Origin of the sequence: Pseudomonas kilonensis, assembly GCF_001269885.1 — a bacterium.
Taxonomy (GTDB): Bacteria; Pseudomonadota; Gammaproteobacteria; order Pseudomonadales; family Pseudomonadaceae; genus Aquipseudomonas; species Aquipseudomonas kilonensis.
The window spans coordinates 795,640-812,784 of record NZ_LHVH01000017.1; the positions used below are offsets into that span (position 1 = coordinate 795,640).

At 60.2% G+C, this 17,145-nt stretch carries 17 protein-coding genes and 1 pseudogene; 11 read left to right on the top strand and 7 right to left on the bottom strand.

The window, feature by feature from the left end:
- The first annotated feature begins 81 nt into the window (after positions 1 to 81).
- The 4 genes and pseudogenes from AD662_RS10115 to AD662_RS10130 all read left to right on the top strand — a co-directional run bounded on the left by AD662_RS10115 (position 82) and on the right by AD662_RS10130 (position 5,560).
- A complete protein-coding gene (locus AD662_RS10115) occupies positions 82 to 2,658 on the top strand; it encodes a bifunctional diguanylate cyclase/phosphodiesterase (RefSeq protein WP_053186949.1) in 2,577 nt (858 codons plus the stop codon).
- A 68-nt stretch (positions 2,659 to 2,726) separates the two neighbouring features.
- Positions 2,727 to 2,920, top strand: a pseudogene (locus AD662_RS28400) (endonuclease/exonuclease/phosphatase family protein); the annotation flags it as partial.
- Between the two features lie 169 nt (positions 2,921 to 3,089).
- Entirely contained in the window at positions 3,090 to 3,914 is an 825-nt protein-coding gene (locus tag AD662_RS10125; protein ID WP_053186955.1) for an arylamine N-acetyltransferase family protein, read from the top strand.
- A gap of 125 nt (positions 3,915 to 4,039) precedes the next feature.
- Complete coding sequence (locus AD662_RS10130) at positions 4,040 to 5,560, top strand: nucleobase:cation symporter-2 family protein (protein ID WP_053186959.1); 1,521 nt, start codon at positions 4,040 to 4,042, stop codon at positions 5,558 to 5,560.
- Positions 5,561 to 5,778: 218 nt separating this feature from the next.
- On the opposite strand, the gene AD662_RS10135 is transcribed toward AD662_RS10130, so the two are convergent.
- On the bottom strand, positions 5,779 to 6,129 hold the full coding sequence (locus tag AD662_RS10135; RefSeq protein ID WP_018610037.1) for a hypothetical protein: 351 nt from the start codon (positions 6,127 to 6,129) through the stop codon (positions 5,779 to 5,781).
- Positions 6,130 to 6,392: 263 nt separating this feature from the next.
- Here AD662_RS10135 and AD662_RS10140 point away from each other — a divergent pair, with 263 nt between their 5' ends.
- Positions 6,393 to 7,214: a shikimate 5-dehydrogenase gene (locus tag AD662_RS10140; RefSeq protein WP_018610038.1), complete on the top strand. Its 822-nt coding sequence runs from the start codon at positions 6,393 to 6,395 to the stop codon at positions 7,212 to 7,214.
- A 6-nt stretch (positions 7,215 to 7,220) separates the two neighbouring features.
- On the opposite strand, the gene AD662_RS10145 is transcribed toward AD662_RS10140, so the two are convergent.
- The gene (locus tag AD662_RS10145) at positions 7,221 to 7,868 is read right to left on the bottom strand and encodes a YceH family protein (RefSeq protein WP_018610040.1); all 648 of its coding nucleotides are present in this window, start codon (positions 7,866 to 7,868) and stop codon (positions 7,221 to 7,223) included.
- Between the two features lie 130 nt (positions 7,869 to 7,998).
- On the opposite strand from AD662_RS10145, the gene AD662_RS10150 reads away from it, so the two are divergent.
- Positions 7,999 to 8,508: a DUF1993 domain-containing protein gene (locus AD662_RS10150; protein ID WP_018610042.1), complete on the top strand. Its 510-nt coding sequence runs from the start codon at positions 7,999 to 8,001 to the stop codon at positions 8,506 to 8,508.
- 216 nt (positions 8,509 to 8,724) lie between these two features.
- Here AD662_RS10150 and sstT read toward each other — a convergent pair whose 3' ends face one another.
- Positions 8,725 to 9,957: a serine/threonine transporter SstT gene (gene sstT / locus AD662_RS10155; protein WP_053186962.1), complete on the bottom strand. Its 1,233-nt coding sequence runs from the start codon at positions 9,955 to 9,957 to the stop codon at positions 8,725 to 8,727.
- 281 nt (positions 9,958 to 10,238) lie between these two features.
- Between sstT and AD662_RS10160 the strand changes: the two genes are divergently transcribed.
- Positions 10,239 to 11,399: an MFS transporter gene (locus AD662_RS10160; RefSeq protein WP_018610045.1), complete on the top strand. Its 1,161-nt coding sequence runs from the start codon at positions 10,239 to 10,241 to the stop codon at positions 11,397 to 11,399.
- On the opposite strand, the gene nhaR is transcribed toward AD662_RS10160, so the two are convergent.
- Complete coding sequence (nhaR, locus tag AD662_RS10165) at positions 11,396 to 12,292, bottom strand: transcriptional activator NhaR (RefSeq protein ID WP_014339312.1); 897 nt, start codon at positions 12,290 to 12,292, stop codon at positions 11,396 to 11,398. The genes AD662_RS10160 and nhaR overlap by 4 nt on opposite strands.
- A gap of 139 nt (positions 12,293 to 12,431) precedes the next feature.
- Here nhaR and AD662_RS10170 point away from each other — a divergent pair, with 139 nt between their 5' ends.
- Positions 12,432 to 12,683 carry a hypothetical protein gene (locus tag AD662_RS10170; RefSeq protein WP_024619156.1) on the top strand — a complete coding sequence of 84 codons (252 nt, stop codon included), beginning with the start codon at positions 12,432 to 12,434 and terminating at the stop codon, positions 12,681 to 12,683.
- Between the two features lie 26 nt (positions 12,684 to 12,709).
- Positions 12,710 to 13,459 (top strand): TerC family protein, encoded by a 750-nt coding sequence (locus tag AD662_RS10175; protein ID WP_014339310.1) that lies wholly within the window; start codon positions 12,710 to 12,712, stop codon positions 13,457 to 13,459.
- 83 nt (positions 13,460 to 13,542) lie between these two features.
- Here the strand turns inward: AD662_RS10175 and AD662_RS29505 are convergent, their stop codons facing one another.
- Entirely contained in the window at positions 13,543 to 13,707 is a 165-nt protein-coding gene (locus AD662_RS29505) for a hypothetical protein (protein WP_018610052.1), read from the bottom strand.
- Positions 13,708 to 13,930: 223 nt separating this feature from the next.
- Here AD662_RS29505 and AD662_RS10180 point away from each other — a divergent pair, with 223 nt between their 5' ends.
- A complete protein-coding gene (locus AD662_RS10180) occupies positions 13,931 to 14,608 on the top strand; it encodes a hypothetical protein (protein WP_053186964.1) in 678 nt (225 codons plus the stop codon).
- Between the two features lie 100 nt (positions 14,609 to 14,708).
- Entirely contained in the window at positions 14,709 to 14,906 is a 198-nt protein-coding gene (locus AD662_RS10185; RefSeq protein ID WP_018610056.1) for a DUF6021 family protein, read from the top strand.
- 683 nt (positions 14,907 to 15,589) lie between these two features.
- Here the strand turns inward: AD662_RS10185 and AD662_RS29265 are convergent.
- Positions 15,590 to 15,754, bottom strand: coding sequence for a hypothetical protein (locus AD662_RS29265; protein WP_156334901.1), 165 nt, complete (start codon positions 15,752 to 15,754; stop codon positions 15,590 to 15,592).
- A 245-nt stretch (positions 15,755 to 15,999) separates the two neighbouring features.
- Entirely contained in the window at positions 16,000 to 16,938 is a 939-nt protein-coding gene (gene pbpG, locus AD662_RS10195; protein WP_053186967.1) for a D-alanyl-D-alanine endopeptidase, read from the bottom strand.
- Positions 16,939 to 17,145: the final 207 nt, after the last annotated feature.

Genomic DNA, 17,145 nt, shown 5'->3' on the forward strand with positions numbered 1-17,145 from the left:
TGCTAAGGTTGGGTAGACGACTGGCTCGGTCCTCTCCGTTCTCGATAGCGAAGCCAGCGTTGAAAGGACAGGAGTAGGTCAATGGATTCCACTGCCGATACCCCTTCAGGCACCGCGCGTCACACACCGATTACCCATCGCCTGGTCGTGGCGGTCGGGGGGCTGTTTGTCCTGGGCGTCCTGGTGGCGATTGCCGCGCTGTTCAACATTGCGCACAAGCTCGACGCGGAGGATTTGCGCAAGACGCATTTCTATACCGAGCGCGCCCTCGAGAATCGCATCACCGCCTCGAAAAACTACATCACCAGCTATGCCTATTGGACCACGGCCTATGACCACCTCAACGGTGAAGTCGATGTGCAATGGGCCTACGCCGAACAGAACATGGGCAAGACCCTGTTCACCAATGATGAATACGAGGGGTTGTTTGTCATTGATCGGCTACGCACCAAATATGCCGTGGTACGCGGGCTCAATGTCCAAACGGATACCGCGGTTTATATGGACGCGCCGCTGACGGACCTGATGGACCAGCTCCAGGCGCAGCCCGACCTGACGATACCCATGGTCCGCTACACATTGTTCGAGGGCTGGCCGGCTATCGTCAACGCATCGGTGATTACGCCCAATGACGAACGGTCCCAGGTCGAGGCCCAAAGCACCTCGGTCCTGCTGTTCGTCGACCAACTGACGCCCGTCAAGTTGCGCAAACTGGGCAAGAGTTATGGCCTCACCGATTTGAAGCTCAAGAAAGACACCGAGCTCAAGCCCGGCCAGCCGGCCGTGTCGCTGGACGGTACCGGCTACAGCCTGGTGTCCCGACTGGAGCGCCCGGGCCTGCAATTGCTCTGGTCCCTGGTGCCGCCGCTGGGTGGGGCGCTGCTGATCCTGGCCCTGCTGACCGCTTACTTTTTTCGCTATGCATTGCGCACGGCACGGCATGTGGACGCCAGTTACGACAGCCTGGAACGGTCGGCGCACGCCCTTGAGGCCAGCGAGGAGCGCTTTCGGGCCGTGGCCGAAGCCGCTTCCGACTGGATCTGGGAAATCGACGGGCAGCAGCACATCACTTATCTGTCGGGGCGTTTCAATACGGTCACCGGGTTTTCCGATCAGCAATGGCTGGGGCAGCAGCTCGAGCAACTGCTGTATTGCGACACTACGCCGATTGCCCTCTGGTTGATCAAGTTGACGGAGGAGCAGAACGCCAACAGCTTGCGCTGCTCCTACCGTGATTATTCCGGGCAACTGCGCTTCTGCCGGGTGTCGGCACGCCCGATCTACAACAAGGCCGAGGTGGTGGGTTATCGCGGCACCGCCAGCGACATCACCGATGAGGTGGCCGCCCATGCCCAGGTTCAGCACCTGTCGATGCACGATGCGCTGACCGGCCTGCCGAACCGCAACAAGCTGGCGCGACACCTGGATGATGCGCTGGTGGCCAAGGAGCATTCCGCCCCCCTGACGTTGCTGATGGTGGACCTGGACAATTTCAAGCCGATCAACGACTCCCTCGGCCACCCGGCCGGCGACGCGGTGTTGCTGGAAGTGGCCCGGCGGCTGCGCGACAGCACCCGCGAAGAAGACCTGGTGGCGCGCCTGGGGGGCGACGAATTCGTGGTGGTGCTCGGCGGGATGGACAATACCACTGAGATCGATCGATTCTGTGGGCGGCTGATCGACAGCCTGCAGCAACCGATTTTCTACGAAACCCATTCGTTGCACATCAGCGCCAGTATCGGTATCGCCCTGAGCCACCGTCAGGGTTATGTGCCCGGTGAACTGATCCGCTGCGCCGACATTGCCATGTACCAGGCCAAGTCCGAGGGCAAGAAAACCTGGTGCTATTTCGCCTCGCAAATGAACGATCAGATCCAGCATCGTCGCCAACTGGAAAGCGACCTGCGCCAGGCCGTGAAAAACAACGAATTCGTCCTGCATTTCCAGCCGCGCTACACCGTCGATGGTCGAGAGATCGTGGCGGTCGAGGCGTTGGTTCGCTGGCAGCATCCAACCCAAGGCTTGTTGGCCCCCGACGCGTTTATTCCATTGGCCGAGCAAACCGACCTGATTGTCCCGCTTTCGCGTTGGGTATTGCGTGAGGCCTGCGAAACAGCACTGACTTGGCCGGGAGAATTGATGGTCTCGGTCAACCTGTCACCGGCGCAGTTCGAGCGCAGCGATGTGGTGGAGGATGTGCGACAGGTGTTGATCGAAACCCGTTTCCCGGCGAGTCGCCTGGAACTGGAGATCACTGAAAACGTGATGCTCAACGACGTTGATGGTGCTCTGCAGGTCATGAATGCCCTGAAGGAACTGGGCGTGCGCTTGAACATGGACGATTTCGGTACCGGCTATTCGTCCCTCGGTTATCTGCGCACCTATCCATTTGATGGCATCAAGATCGACAGGCGTTTCATTGCTTCCATGAGCAACAGCAGCAACGACCGCGCCGTGGTGCAGGCAATCATCAACCTGGGCAAGGCCATGGGGCTGACGGTGACTGCCGAGGGCGTGGAAACCCTGGCCCAGCTCGGTTCATTGGGCACGGACCAATGCCATGAAGTACAGGGTTATTTACTCAGCCGGCCGATCGACAAGCAAGCCTTTGCGCACTTGTTGGAGAAAGGCCAGCCCTTGCCGAAAACGGCTTCCTGAAGACCTGTTGCAACCTCTACGTCCGGTTGTCGGTCACAACGGTGACTTGGCATTTCGAGTTCTGGCGCATGAAAAACCTTCGGATCGTGACCTTCAACATCAATGGCATCCGGGCCCGGCTGCCCAACCTGCTGGAATGGCTGGAGCGGGAAAACCTGACATTGCCTGTTTGCAAGAACTCAAGGCCGTGGACAAGGATTTCCCGGCGGCGGAGCTGGAGTCGGTCGGGTACGGGGCGATCTGGCATGGGCAGGCGTCCTGGACCGATTCGTTGCGCTACCTGGATCCGCCTGGCTTCACGCAAGCGGCGGTGACCGGGCGAGGCATCCCGGTCGATTGTTGTCTCGGTGAGGGGAATGCCTTATACCTGGCGCCCAATAACAGTGCGCTTGTCGTGAGCGCTGCGCCGACCCCGGAAAAGGACACCCCTCATGAGTCATCCCCAACTGAGCGATACGGCTCGCTATCTGCGGCGCCTGGGTTTCGATGCCCCTCCAGCGCCGACCCTCGACACGTTGCGTCAACTGCAAGGGCGCCATACTGCCGAATTCCCTTTTGAAACCCTGTCGACGTTGCTGCGTCAACCCGTGCCCATCGACCTTGAATCGGTCGAGCGAAAAGTGTTCGAGCAAGGACGCGGCGGCTATTGCTATGAACTCAACCAATTATTTTTGGCGCTGTTGCTGGCGTTGGGTTTCGACGCCCGCGGCATCACCGGCCGCGTGGTGATGAATGCACCTGAAGGCACCTGGGCGGCCCGCACCCACCGGTTGAGCCTGGTGACGTTCGACGGCGTGCGCTACATCACCGACGTCGGCTTTGGTGGCATGGTGCCCACTGCGCCGTTGCTGCTGGACAGCCGTGAAGCACAAGTCACGCCCCATGAGCCGTACCGCATCGACACCCATGCGGACGGTTACCTGCTGCGCGCCAACGTCGCCGACGAATGGCGGCCAATGTACCTGTTCGATCTGCAACGCCAGGAAGACATCGACTATACCCTCGGCAATTGGTACGTCAGCAGCCACCCGGAATCCCCGTTCATGGGCCGGTTGATGGTTGCACGCACCGGTGACGGGTTGCGCAAGACCCTGAACGGCAACAGCTATGCGGTGCACCGGATAGGGCAGGAGAGCGAACGCCGGTTGATCACCGATGCCGATGAGTTGATCGACTTGCTCGAACAAGAGTTTGGCCTGCGCGTACCACCGCGCGAGCTGTTGCGGCCGGCGATCGTGGGGTTGCTTCAGCCATAAAAAAGGCTGTTGGCCGGGGGATTCTGTTCCTGTGTATGGCAACAAGTTGTATACAACTCTATGGACATTTGTCCTGAGTTTTGAATACAGTGTGCCCATAACAAAAAACAGGGAACCCCCGCACCATGAAAACGCCCCATGTTTCACTCCCACGGCCCGAGGACGAAAACCTTGGCGTCGGCGCGAATATGGCTTACGGCCTGCAACATGTGTTGACCATGTACGGTGGCATCGTCGCCGTGCCGTTGATCATCGGCCAGGCGGCCGGGCTCTCGCCCGCGGACATCGGTCTGTTGATTGCCGCGTCATTGTTCGCGGGGGGCTTGGCAACGTTGCTGCAAACCCTCGGCCTGCCGTTTTTCGGCTGCCAACTGCCCTTGGTGCAGGGCGTATCGTTCTCGGGCGTGGCGACCATGGTGGCGATTGTCGGCAGCGGCGGGGAAGGCGGCTTTCAAGCCATCCTTGGCGCGGTGATCGCCGCGTCCCTGATAGGTCTGCTGATTACCCCGGTGTTTTCGCGCATCACCCGGTTCTTTCCGCCACTGGTCACCGGCATCGTGATCACCACCATCGGCCTGACCCTGATGCCGGTAGCGGCGCGTTGGGCGATGGGGGGCAACAGCCACGCCGCTGATTTCGGCAGCATGGCCAACATCGGCCTGGCGGCGGTGACCCTGGTGCTGGTGCTATTGCTGAGCAAAATGGGCAGCGCAACCATCTCGCGGTTGTCGATTCTGCTGGCGATGGTCATTGGTACCGTTATCGCCGTGTTCCTCGGCATGGCGGACTTTTCATCGGTCAGCCAAGGCCCGATGTTCGGCTTCCCGACACCGTTCCATTTCGGCATGCCGACTTTCCACATCGCCGCGATCCTGTCGATGTGCATCGTGATCATGGTGACCCTGGTGGAAACCTCCGCCGACATCCTGGCCGTGGGCGAGATCATCGACACCAAAGTCGACTCCAAGCGCCTGGGCAACGGCTTGCGGGCTGACATGCTGTCGAGCATGATCGCGCCGATCTTTGGCTCCTTCACCCAGAGTGCCTTTGCCCAGAACGTCGGGCTGGTGGCGGTGACCGGGATCAAGAGCCGTTTCGTGGTGGCGACCGGCGGGGTGTTCCTGGTGGTGCTCGGCCTGCTACCGTTCATGGGCCGGGTGATCGCGGCGGTGCCGACCTCGGTGCTGGGCGGTGCCGGTATCGTGCTGTTCGGCACGGTGGCTGCCAGTGGCATCCGCACGCTGTCCAAAGTAGATTACCGCAACAACGTCAACCTGATCATCGTCGCCACCTCCATTGGTTTTGGCATGATTCCCATCGCCGCACCGAACTTCTATGACCATTTCCCGAACTGGTTCGCGACCATTTTCCATTCGGGCATCAGTTCTTCGGCAATCATGGCGATCGCGCTGAACCTGGCGTTCAACCACTTCACTGCGGGTAACTCCGACCAGCAATCGGTTTTTGCCGCTGGCACCGAGCGGGTGTTGCGCTATCAGGACCTGGCGGCGCTCCGTGAAGGTGATTACTTCAGCGATGGCAAGCTGCACGACTGCGATGGCAACGAGATTCCCGTGGTGGCGGAGCCTGTTCACGGGGCGGCGGAGCATGCACCGATCCGACTGAAAAGCAGTGAGCACGTCTGACAAATCCCTGTGGCGAGGGAGCTTGCTCCCGCTGGGCTTTGTAGGAGCTGGCGAAGCCTGCGATCTTTTGATCTTTCGCTTGAGACTCAACTGTCAGGGGAAAGATCGCAGCCTCGTTGCACTCGACAGCTCCTACACAGTGGGAGCGGTTAACCAGCGAATATGAAAAAGCCTGTGATCATTGATCACAGGCTTTTTTGTGCCACCCGGAAGGCTGATTACCAGCGACCGTAATGACCACGAGGCGGGCCATAGTAGTAGCCCCGTGGTGGCCCGTAATACACCGGCGCTGGGCGATAGTAGATCGGTCGCTCTACATACACCGGCTGCGGCTGGTAGTAGACCGGTGGTGGAGCCTGGTAGTAGACCGGCTGTGGCTGGACATAGACCGGTTGCTGCACATACACCGGCCGGTCACGGTTGATGAGGGCCGAGCCAACGATGGCCGAACCGACGATGGCGCCAAACACTGCGGGCCCCTCCCAACCACCACGACCGTGGGCGGATGCCTGGCCGGTGACCGCGAGTGCCCCCAGGAGCAGGGCGATGATGGGAAGTTTACGATTCATGGCTGTTCCTCGTTTCGGCCCCGACGCCTGTGGTCTGCAACAGACCCGATGAGAGTCGCGGGGATACTTGCTATGACAGCGATTTTCTCGGGATTTGCGACGCCGTTGGGTAAATATTGTGTAAGGTCTGTAGCGCTTTTCTTTACCGCGCCGCGTCATCCGGGGGCCTGAGACCGGGCCGGGGGCTGGCGGTATCATCATCGAATAAAACCTTTCGCAGCGGTGATTCCGTCTGTCCGAAAGTGAATTGCAAGGAGACACGCATGCAGATCAATCCCAACAAAGACACCCAACTGTGCATGTCGCTATCGGGGCGTCCCGGAAATTTCGGCCTGCGCTTTCATAATCACCTGTATGAACAATTGGGCCTGAATTTCTATTACAAGGCGTTCAGCAGCCAGGATTTGCCTGGAGCTGTGGGCGGTATCCGTGCCCTGGGGATTCGTGGATGCGGCGTGTCGATGCCGTTCAAGGAAGCCTGCATAGCCCTGGTGGACGAGCTGGATCCTTCTGCCGCGGCGATCCAGTCCATCAACACCATCGTCAATACCAACGGCCATCTGAAGGCCTACAACACTGACTACATCGCCATCGCCCAGTTGTTGCAAAGCCACGCGGTGCCCAAGGACTCGACCTTTGCCTTGCGTGGCAGCGGCGGCATGGCCAAGGCTGTGGCCAGTGCCTTGCGCGATGGGGGCTACAAGAACGGGCTGATCGTTGCCCGCAATGAAGCCGCCGGGCGAGCCCTGGCCGAGTCCCTGGGTTATGAATGGCAAGCTGACCTGGGCACCCGGCGGCCACAGATGCTGATCAACGTCACGCCGATCGGCATGACCGGCGGCCCGGAGGCCGACCAGTTGGCGTTTGAGCCCGAGACCATCGCTGCGGCTGATACCGTGTTCGATGTCGTGGCGATCCCGTCAGAAACGCCACTGATCGTGCGCGCCCGGGCCGAAGGCAAGCGGGTCATCACCGGGCTGGAAGTCATTGCGATCCAGGCCCTGGAGCAGTTCGTTCTATATACCGGCGTGCGGCCCAACCTGGAGCAATTTGAAAAAGCCGTGGCCTTCGCCCGATCGGCGTAGGCGCTGCTATTCCAGCCGCGACAGGCGTTCTTCCAGGGCCGCGATCCGGGCTTCGAGTTCTTCGATGCGCTCCAGCGAGACACCACCGCCGGCGCCGCGCTCTACCGGGTGCTGGCGGGCGGCGAGAATGGCCTCGATGTCCGCCGGATCGCCCATGGCATGCACATAGCGGTCTTCGCGCTGGCCGGCCTGGCGTGGCACCAGCAGCGCCAGCCCCCGGGCGATCAGGCGTTCAAGCTGGTGCACGACTTGTTCGGCGTCTTCGAAGTCATGCATCCGTCCGCTGCGGGTCAGTAGCTCATTGACCGTTTGCGGGCCACGCAGGAACAGCAGGCCCATCAGGATCACCTGGGCCGGCACCAGCTCCAGGGCTTTGTCGACCCTATGCTCCCAGCGGTCGGCGCGGCTGCCCATCACCAGTTTGGTAAAGCCGCGACCTTCCAGTGCCCGCAGGCTCTGGCCGACCTGGCCGGGGTTGAGGTTCATCACCGGTTCGCGGCTGGTTTTCTGGTTGCAGGCCAGTACCAGGGCGTTGAGGGTCAGCGGGTAGGTCTCGGGGTTGGTGGCCTGTTTCTCGACCAGCGCGCCGAGGATGCGGATTTCCGTGCTATTGAGCCGCGGTTCTTCAGCCTGCTGTTGTTCTTCGATGCTCATCGCGCGTTCCCTATGCTGTGGAAGCCGCCTAGCCTAATCCTTGCGCAATAAAAGACAAGCCGTGCAACAAGCCGTGGCTATAATCGCAGCCGTTTGATTCATTCTTTCCTGCCACCTGCATGAGATTGCCATGACTATTTCCCTGTACGCCGCTTCCGTCCCGGTTTTCAAGCAGATGCTCAACGCGTTGAGCGACGTTCTGAACAAGGCCGAAGCCCACGCCACCGCGAAGAACATCGACCCGAACGCCTTCCTGCAAGCCCGCCTGTACCCGGACATGTTCCCGTTGGTGCGCCAGGTGCAGATCGCGGTGGACTTCGCCAAAGGTGTGTCTGCACGCCTGGCCGAGATCGAAGTGCCGAAGTATGAGGACAGCGAGACCACCTTCGCCGAGCTGCAAGCCTTGATCGCCAAGGTCCTGGCCTTTATCGACGGCATCAAGCCTGAGCAGATCGATGGCAAGGAAGGCATCGAAATCGTCACCCGTCCGGGCACGCCGAAGGAAAAGCGCTTCAGCGGCCAGAACTACCTGCTGACCTACGGCCTGCCGCAGTTCTTCTTTCACGTCACCACCACCTACGCCTTGCTGCGCCACAATGGCGTGGAAGTGGGCAAGCGCGACTACATGGGCGCGTTCTAACCCCGCAGGCATGAAAAAGCCCGGGACGGTGTTGGCCGTTCCCGGGCTTTTTTGTGGCTTCATATTTGGGTGATTCTGATCGACCGAGGCGCCTGCTTCGCGAGCAAGCCCGCTCCCACAAGGGTTATGTGGTGAATACAAAACCAATGTGGGAGCGGGCTTGCTCGCGAAGGCGGTGGATCAGTTGTCACATAGGGTTGAGCTTGCCCCAATCCATTACGCCGTACGCGCGAGCTTCTCTTCCTCACCCAGGCACGCCGCCGCTGTGAACAGCACATCCGTCGACGAGTTCAACGCCGTCTCCGCCGAGTCCTGCAGGACACCGATGATGAAGCCCACCGCAACCACTTGCATGGCGATTTCGCTGGGAATGCCAAACAGGCTGCACGCCAGGGGAATCAGCAACAGCGAACCGCCGGCCACTCCAGATGCGCCGCAGGCGCAAATGGCCGCGACAACGCTCAGCAGCACCGCCGTTGGTATATCCACCGCGATACCCAGGGTATGCACGGCCGCCAGGGTCAGTACGGTGATGGTAATGGCAGCGCCCGCCATGTTGATGGTCGCGCCCAGTGGGATCGACACCGAATAGGTGTCTTCGTGCAGGCCCAGGCGTTTGCTCAGTTCCAGGTTCACCGGAATATTCGCCGCCGAGCTGCGTGTGAAAAACGCCGTGATACCGCTCTCGCGCAGGCAGGTGAACACCAGCGGGTAGGGGTTGCGACGCAGTTTCCAGAACACGATGAGCGGGTTGACCACCAACGCCACGAACAGCATGCAGCCGATCAGTACGGTGAGCAGTTGCAGGTAGCCGAGCAGGGCGCCGAAACCGGAGGTCGCCAGGGTCGAGGCCACCAGGCCGAAGATCCCCAGTGGGGCGAAGCGGATCACCAGGCGCACGATCACGGTCACGCCGTTGGACAGGTCTTCGAGCACGGTGCGGGTGGTCTGGCCAGCATGACGAATGGCGATGCCCATGCCGATGGCCCAGGCCAGGATGCCGATGAAGTTACCGTCCATCAGCGCCCGGACCGGGTTATCCACCACACTCAGCAGCAGGCTTTGCAGCACCTCGCTGATCCCACCGGGCGCCGTGACTGCGACGTCTTGGGTCGACAGCACGAGGCTGGAGGGAAACAGCGTACTGGCAACCACCGCGACCACCGCTGCGGCGAAAGTGCCCAGCAGGTAGAGGAACAGAATCGGCCGGATATGGGTTTCCTGGCCATGCTTGTGGTTGGCAATCGATGCCATGACCAGCACGAACACCAGGATCGGCGCCACGGCCTTGAGCGCGGACACGAAGACCTTGCCGATGAATGCGGTGGACTTCGCCACGTCGGGCGCCAGCCATGCCAGGACAATACCGGCGATCAGACCGATGATGATTTGCGTCACCAGGCTGGTGCGTTTGAGGCGTTGCATAGGGGTAACGGACGAAGCTGTCATAGCGGCATCTCTGATTTTATTGTGTGCGACGGTCGACGCGTCAGGGCAACAAGCGGGCAGGCCACATGAGCGGACCGTGAGAAAGTACGGCGTTTGCAGGCCGCGGACTTTATCACAGCCCGATGAAAAATCTGACGGACCTGTGACGATCCGTCACTCGGGTGTTCAAGCGCGTTTTGTCTGGTGGACGCATTCTGTTAGGCTTTGCCTTCATCACCTTTCTATACCCGCCAGCGAGCCCATGGGCTGACGCTGGTGTCGTCGTTTCGCTGGAGTTCTGCATGTTGTTACCCATTTTCCTGTTGTCGGCTGCCGGTTTTACGGTGCTGACCACGGAATTCGTCATCGTTGGCCTGTTACCCTCTATCGCTCGCGACTTGCAGGTCACCATCCCCCAGGCCGGGCTGCTGGTGACGTTGTTCGCGTTTACGGTGGCGGCGTTCGGGCCATTCCTGACGGCCTGGTTCGCCCGCTTCGAGCGGCGCAAGTTGTTTATCAGCGTGCTGGTGATGTTCGGTCTGGCCAACATGCTCGCCGCAGTCGCCCCCAACATCTGGGTGATGGCCGTTGCCCGGTTGATCCCGGCCCTGGGTCTGCCGGTGTTCTGGGCGCTGGCCAGTGAAACGGCGGTGGACATTGTCGGGCCACAGTTGGCCGGGCGGGCCATCGCCCGAATCGGCTTTGGCATCGTCTGTGCCACGGTGTTCGGCATTCCTGTGGGCACGTTGATTTCCGATGCGTTTGGCTGGCGCAGCGCATTCGCGATCCTGGCGGTCATTGCCTTTGCCAAGGCCTTGCTGCTGTTTATCTACTTGCCGAAAACCAACCTGCACCAGCATCAGGTGAGTTTTCGTTCGCAATTCAAGATCCTGCGCAGCCCGTTGATGCAAGGGCATGTGCTGTTGTCGATCCTGGTGTTCAGCGGCATGTTCACTGCCTACACCTATCTGGCAGATATCCTTGAGCGCCTTGCCGGATTCGATGGCACCCTGGTGGGCTGGTGCCTGATGGGCTTTGGCGCCGTCGGGCTGCTGGGCAATTCCCTGGGTGGTCGGGCGGTGGACCGGCATCCGTTGATCGCATCGATGGTCTTCTGCCTGTTCCTGATCGGCGGCATGGTGGCGTTGGTGCCGAGCATTCATTCGCCCCTCGCGCTGGCGGCGGCGATGGGCATCTGGGGCGTGACCCAGGCGGCCTTGTTCCTGGTCAGCCATGTGCGGCTGATGAAGGCGGCCCCGCAGGCCCCGGCCTTTGCCGCCTCGTTGAACATCGCCGGGGCCAACCTGGGGATTGGCCTGGGGGCGATGGTCGGTGGCCGGGTCATCGATACCCTGGGCTTGGGCAGTGTCGGGTTTGCGGCGGCCGGGTTCATCTTCGTATCGATCCTGCTGGCGTTGCTGCTGATGACCTTCAAGCCCCGCGCCACCTGCATGGATAGCTAAGCGCTGAACAACTCGCGACGGGCGCCTTCGGCAATCGCGACGATGCCGGGGTGGCTGACCTTGCGCTCCACGGAAATGGCGTAGAAGGATTCGCTCACCGCATCGGTCTGGCCGATCACTTCTACGCCGTACTGGCGCTTGACCTCTTCGGCGATCACGCTCGGGCCGATGAAAATCCCGCTGCCTGATTGGCCGAAGGCCTGCATCAATGCGCTGTCGTCGAACTCGCCGACGATGCGCGGCTGGATCTGTTGCTCGGCGAACCAGCGCTGCAAGCGGCTGCGCACCACGGTTTCCGGCCCGGGAATCAGCAACGGAGCGTCATGCAGGCCATGAGGGAAATCCTGCCCGTAGCGTTCGGCCAGCGCGGCGGTGGCGAAAAAGCTGATCCCGCATTCCCCCAGCTTCTGGCTGTAGCCCTTGATGTCCAGGTGAGTCGGCATCGGGCTGTCGGAAATCACCAGGTCCAGACGCTGGATCGCCAGGTCCGCCAGCAGCCGTTCGAGCTTGTCCTCGCGACAGGTGATGCGCAGCGGCTCGTTCAACTCCATGGTCGGCGCCAACAGCCGATAGACGATGGATTTGGGCACCACATCCGCGACCCCGACCCGAAACAGGGTTTGCTGCTCGTTGGGCTGGGCCCGCAACATCAGCTCCAGCTCGCCGCCCAGCTGAAACATGTGTTCGGCGTAGGGCAAGGTCTGGCGGCCGGCCTCGGTCAGTTCCAATTGTCGCCCGACACGGCGAAACAGCTTGAGGTTATAGGTCTGCTCGAACAGGGAAATCTGCCCGCTGATGGTCTGTGGGGTCAGGTTCAACTGCTCGCACGCTCGCACGATGCTGCCGGTTTTTGCCACCACCCAGAAGTAATGCAATTGTCGGTAGTTGAGCATGGATTCACCGATGTTCGTAAAAACCGAAGTATAACCGCTGAAAATACGAATTTTCCTGAACTATTCGCGTCTCTAGAATGCCTGGTCATTGGCGGGCCACTTTCGCGCACCTTCTATTCTCTCAAGAGGCATTTATTCCATGACATACAAATCCCTGGGGCTTGCAGCCCTGTTGGTGATGTCCGCAACGACGCTGGCGGGCTGTGAACAGGCTGAAAAAAGTGCCCAGCAACTGATGGGGCAGGCGGCAGAAACCGCCAAGCAGGCCATCGACGACACCCACAAGGCCGCTGAGCAGGCGATCAGCGAAGCCACTGGCGGCTTGATCAGCCCGAAGAAAGAGCCGGCGGACGAAGCCGACGAAACCCAAACCCCTACTAAAACCATCTAACGCGTCACATCAGTCAGGACTGCCCCATGGATTATCTTTTACAGCTCGCCGCCAGCCCCACCGCGTGGATCGCCCTGGCGACTCTGGTCGTGATGGAAATCGTGCTTGGCATCGATAACCTGATCTTCATTTCGATTCTGACCAACAAGCTGCCCCAACAGCATCGTGCCAAGGCGCGGCGGATCGGTATCGGCATGGCGTTGATCCTGCGCCTGGGCTTGTTGAGCACCATTGCCTTTATTGTGCAGTTGACCGAACCAGTCATCGAAATCCTGGGCCAGGCGTTCTCCTGGAAAGACATGATCCTGATCGCCGGCGGCCTGTTCCTGCTGTGGAAAGCGACCACTGAAATCCACCACAGCATGGACCCAGCACCGGATGATCCCAAGTCGGCCACGTCCGGCGTGACCCTGGGCTTTGCCGCGGCAATCGGTCAGATCCTGATGTTGGACCTGGTGTTCTCCATCGACAGCATCATCACGGCCGTGGGCATGACCGAGCATTTGCCGATCATGATCATCGCAGTTGTCGTATCGGTGTTGGTGATGCTGCTGGCGGCCGAACCGCTGGCCAAGTTCATCAATGACAACCCGACAGTGGTGATGCTGGCCCTGGGCTTCCTGATCATGATCGGCATGACGCTGATCGCCGAAGGTTTCGGTGCTCATGTGCCCAAGGGCTATATCTACGCGGCCATGGCGTTCTCGGCGGCAATCGAAGTGTTGAACATGTTGTCCCGTCGGGCCAAGGAAAGGGCATTGGCTGACAACGCCTGATGCCAGGCAGACAGAAGCCACCCGGGTCCAGGCCCGGGTGGCTTTTTTTTGGATTTGAGAGCTATGGGTTTGAAAGCGAAAGGTCAGTGTGCGGCGGCGTGGCGCCGGCTAGGTTTGGCGGCTTTTTCCGATGGCGCTGGTAGCGTGTGATGATGGCGTCGAGTGATCCGAAGCACGCCCCACAGCATGGCCATGGCTACGCTCAGCCAGCCGAATATCAGCATCAGAATTGTCGTGGTCAGGCTCATCTGTGCCTCCTTTTATCCCCGGTCCGGGATCACTCACCTAATACATGGACAGTCTAGTCGCTCAAGTGTTGCAGGTAGTCGATCTGTGGCGGTTGGGCACGGATCGCTTCGTTCTATCGCGCTCGTAAAACTGCCGTTATGGCTATACCCAGGGCTGTGTGCACCTTATGATCGTCGACCCAAGCCTGGCCCGGATGCCGGGTACCTGAACAAGAGAGTCATCATGTCGCCGGTCATTTCATCTTTTCGATCACTGGTACTGGCGGTGTCCTGCCTCGTCGCCCTGGTGGGGTGTGCGGGCAGTGTTTCGCCACAGATCCAGCGCCTGCCCGAACGGGTGGAGCTCAACAGCGTGCCGTTCTTTCGCGGCGAAATGTACCAGGGCGCCCCGCAGTCCCTGGCGGCCCTGCTGACGTTGCAAGGCACGGTGATCACCCCGGGGCTGCTGGAGAAACCGTTGCACCTGCCAGGTGGCGAAGCCGGTTTACAGCAGAATATGCAAACCCTGGCGCGCGAATACGGGTTGCTGGTGTATCCCCTCGACGCCAAGCTGCCCGCGCTGTTGGAGCAGGTCGCGGCAGGCTATCCGGTGTTGGTGCGCTATACCGACGGTTCGGCGTTCTGGGCCGAGCCTCGGTATGGGATTCTCGCCGGCTACAACCGTCAGAAACAGACGGTATTGCTGCGCTCAGGCATGAACCGGCGGCAGTCGATGAGCTTCAGTGCCTTTGAATCGGCCTTCAACGGCGCGGGCGGCTGGGCGGTGCTGGTCCAGCGACCTACGCAGCTTCCGGCCAATGTCGACTCGCAGCGGTGGCTCAAAGCGGCGGGCGAATTGGCTGGGGCCGGGCAGGAGCAAGCTGCGGCCCGGGCCACCAAGACCTTGGAAGCGGCGCATTGATCGTTCACCCCGTTCGTCACTTGCCCGGCACAACCTGGGAGGCCTGAGGCTCTTATCGTCAGGGTTGGGCATTTTCCGACCGTGATTGGAGGAGGCACGCATGGCACAGTCGAAAACACCTACGGGGCCACATTCGTCAGAGCATTCCAGTGGTGATGATCTGGGGTTTGATCCGGATTCGCCGGACCTTGAGGATCCCCAGGTTGATCCGGTAGGGCCGGCCAAGGCGCCTCTGGATAAGAAGGAGGATGAGCGCAAGCCCAAGCCTTATGATCCGCTGGGTGACCTGAAGGTCTAGAGATTGCCGTGGGTTGGTGTGTATATCCGTTTCTGCGGTAACGGCGGCTTATGGTTCCGCTCTTACAGCGGGTCACTTTTGGAAGAGCCGGGAGCCGGACCAGCCAAAAGTAACCAAAAGCGCTTTGCCCCACCACTCGGCACCTCGCCTAGGCTCGGTGTGCCCTCACTCCGGCATTGCTCCGTGGGCCCGCCGCGAAGGGCCATCCATGGCCCAGCGCGGCTATCCCGGCATCCATGCCGGGATGCCCACTCCACAATGCCTGCGTTCGGCCAGCGTGGTTTAACGGGGCGTCCAGATCAAGATCCAAAGCAACAGCAACAGCAACAGCGACAGCGACAGCGACAGCGACAGCAAGAGCGGGGCTCATGCCGGCATCTATGTGGCTGAGCCACCGCTATCGCGAGCAAGCTCGCTCCCACACAGGTTTTTGGTCGTTTATAAGATCAGCGTCCACCGCCGATCTCTGTGGGAGCAAAGCTTGCTCGCGATGGCGGTGGGTCTGCTTGCATCCATGCTGAATGTAGCGCCGTCTTCGCGAGCAAGCCCGCTCCCACAATTGGATCGGGGTATGACCGGAGAATCAGGTCGGCTATCAGGCCGCCTCGCGAGCAAGCTTTGCTCCCACAGGTCCTGCTCAAACAGATCTGACGGGTGTACGACCGGGAGAGCCAGGTCGGCTACTAGGCCGCCTCGCGGTGGACGTTGATCTCGGACGCCCCGTTAACCACGCTGGCTGAACGAAGGTATTGCGCAGTGGGCACCTCGGCATGGATGCCGAGGTAGCCGCGCTGGGCCATGGATGGCCCTTCGCGGCGGCCCACGGAGCAATGCCTTCGTTCAGGCATGCCGAGCCTAGGCGAGGCACCGAGTGGTGGGGCAGAGCGTTTTTGGTTACTTTTGGCGCTCTTTCCAAAAGTGACCCGCTGTAAGAGCGGAACCCTAAGCCGCCGTTACCGCAGCAACGGATATACACACCAAAACAAGTACCGCAAAAAACCAAAAAAAACGACACTTCCCCATTTCTGAAAGAGGCGCCGCTTTTTCTAAGTGAACAGCATTACAACGGGTCAGAGCTTTTAGGGTTCGCGGATTACTTGGAAGCCTCCACCACACCACTCTGGCGGCTCTTGAGATTCTTGGCAGCCTTGTATTGCAGGGCCACTGACGGCACTGCGGCGCTTTTTCCGGTTTCCACCCAGCTACGAATCCGACTGGCATCGGCGAAGTGCGTGTATTTGCCGAACGCATCGAGAATCACCAGTGCCATCGGGCGATTGCCTATCTTCGTCACCAGCACCAGGCAGTGGCCAGCCTGGTTGGTGAAGCCGGTCTTGGTCAACTGGATATCCCAGTTGGCCTTGTGGACCAAGTGGTCAGTGTTGCGAAAGCCCAGGCTGTACGCCGGCTTGCGGAAGGTAACGGTCTTTTCCTTGGTGGTGCTCAGTTCGCTCAGCAGCGGATACTTGCGAGCAGCGATCAGCAGCTTGGTCAGGTCCCTGGCGGTCGAGACGTTGTGGATCGACAGGCCCGTTGGCTCGACGTAATGGGTGCTGGTCATGCCCAGCGCCTTCGCCTTGGCGTTCATGGCGGCAATGAACGCCGCGTAGCCGCCCGGATAGTGGTGGGCGAGGCTGGCGGCGGCACGGTTTTCCGAAGACATCAGGGCGATCAGCAGCACGTCTCTGCGCGACAGTTCGCTGTTGAGCTTGACCCGGGAAAACACGCCCTTCATCTCTGGGGTGTTGGCGATGGTGATGGAAATGTATTCATCCAGGTTCTGTTTGGCATCCAGCACGATCAGGCCGGTCATCAACTTGGTTACCGACGCGATGGGCACCACCACGTCCGGGTTGCTCGAATAGACGACTTTGTCCGTCTGCAGGTCCAGCAACATCGCGCTGCCCGAGGCGACTTGCAGCTTGGTCGTGTCCCGAGGGGCCGCGATGGTTTCCTGTGCAACGACATTTTGCGTGATAAAGCTGCCTGTGAAAGCGATGAATAGGCTGATGATGGAAAGACGGATTTTCACGCGAGTAGACTCGATAGAGTTGAAGGTGCCGTTGAGCAACGACTTTTAAAAAAAACGTCGCATTTTAGGAGTATGGGCGACAGCAGCGCTATATGCCTGTACCGCCGAGGGTTGTGAGTAAATAAAGTTTAATGAAGGGGGATTTTGGCGGACCGAATCTGAAAAAGTTCGTAATTTGCGCGATCCAGGGAGTCGCGGCATAGGCCA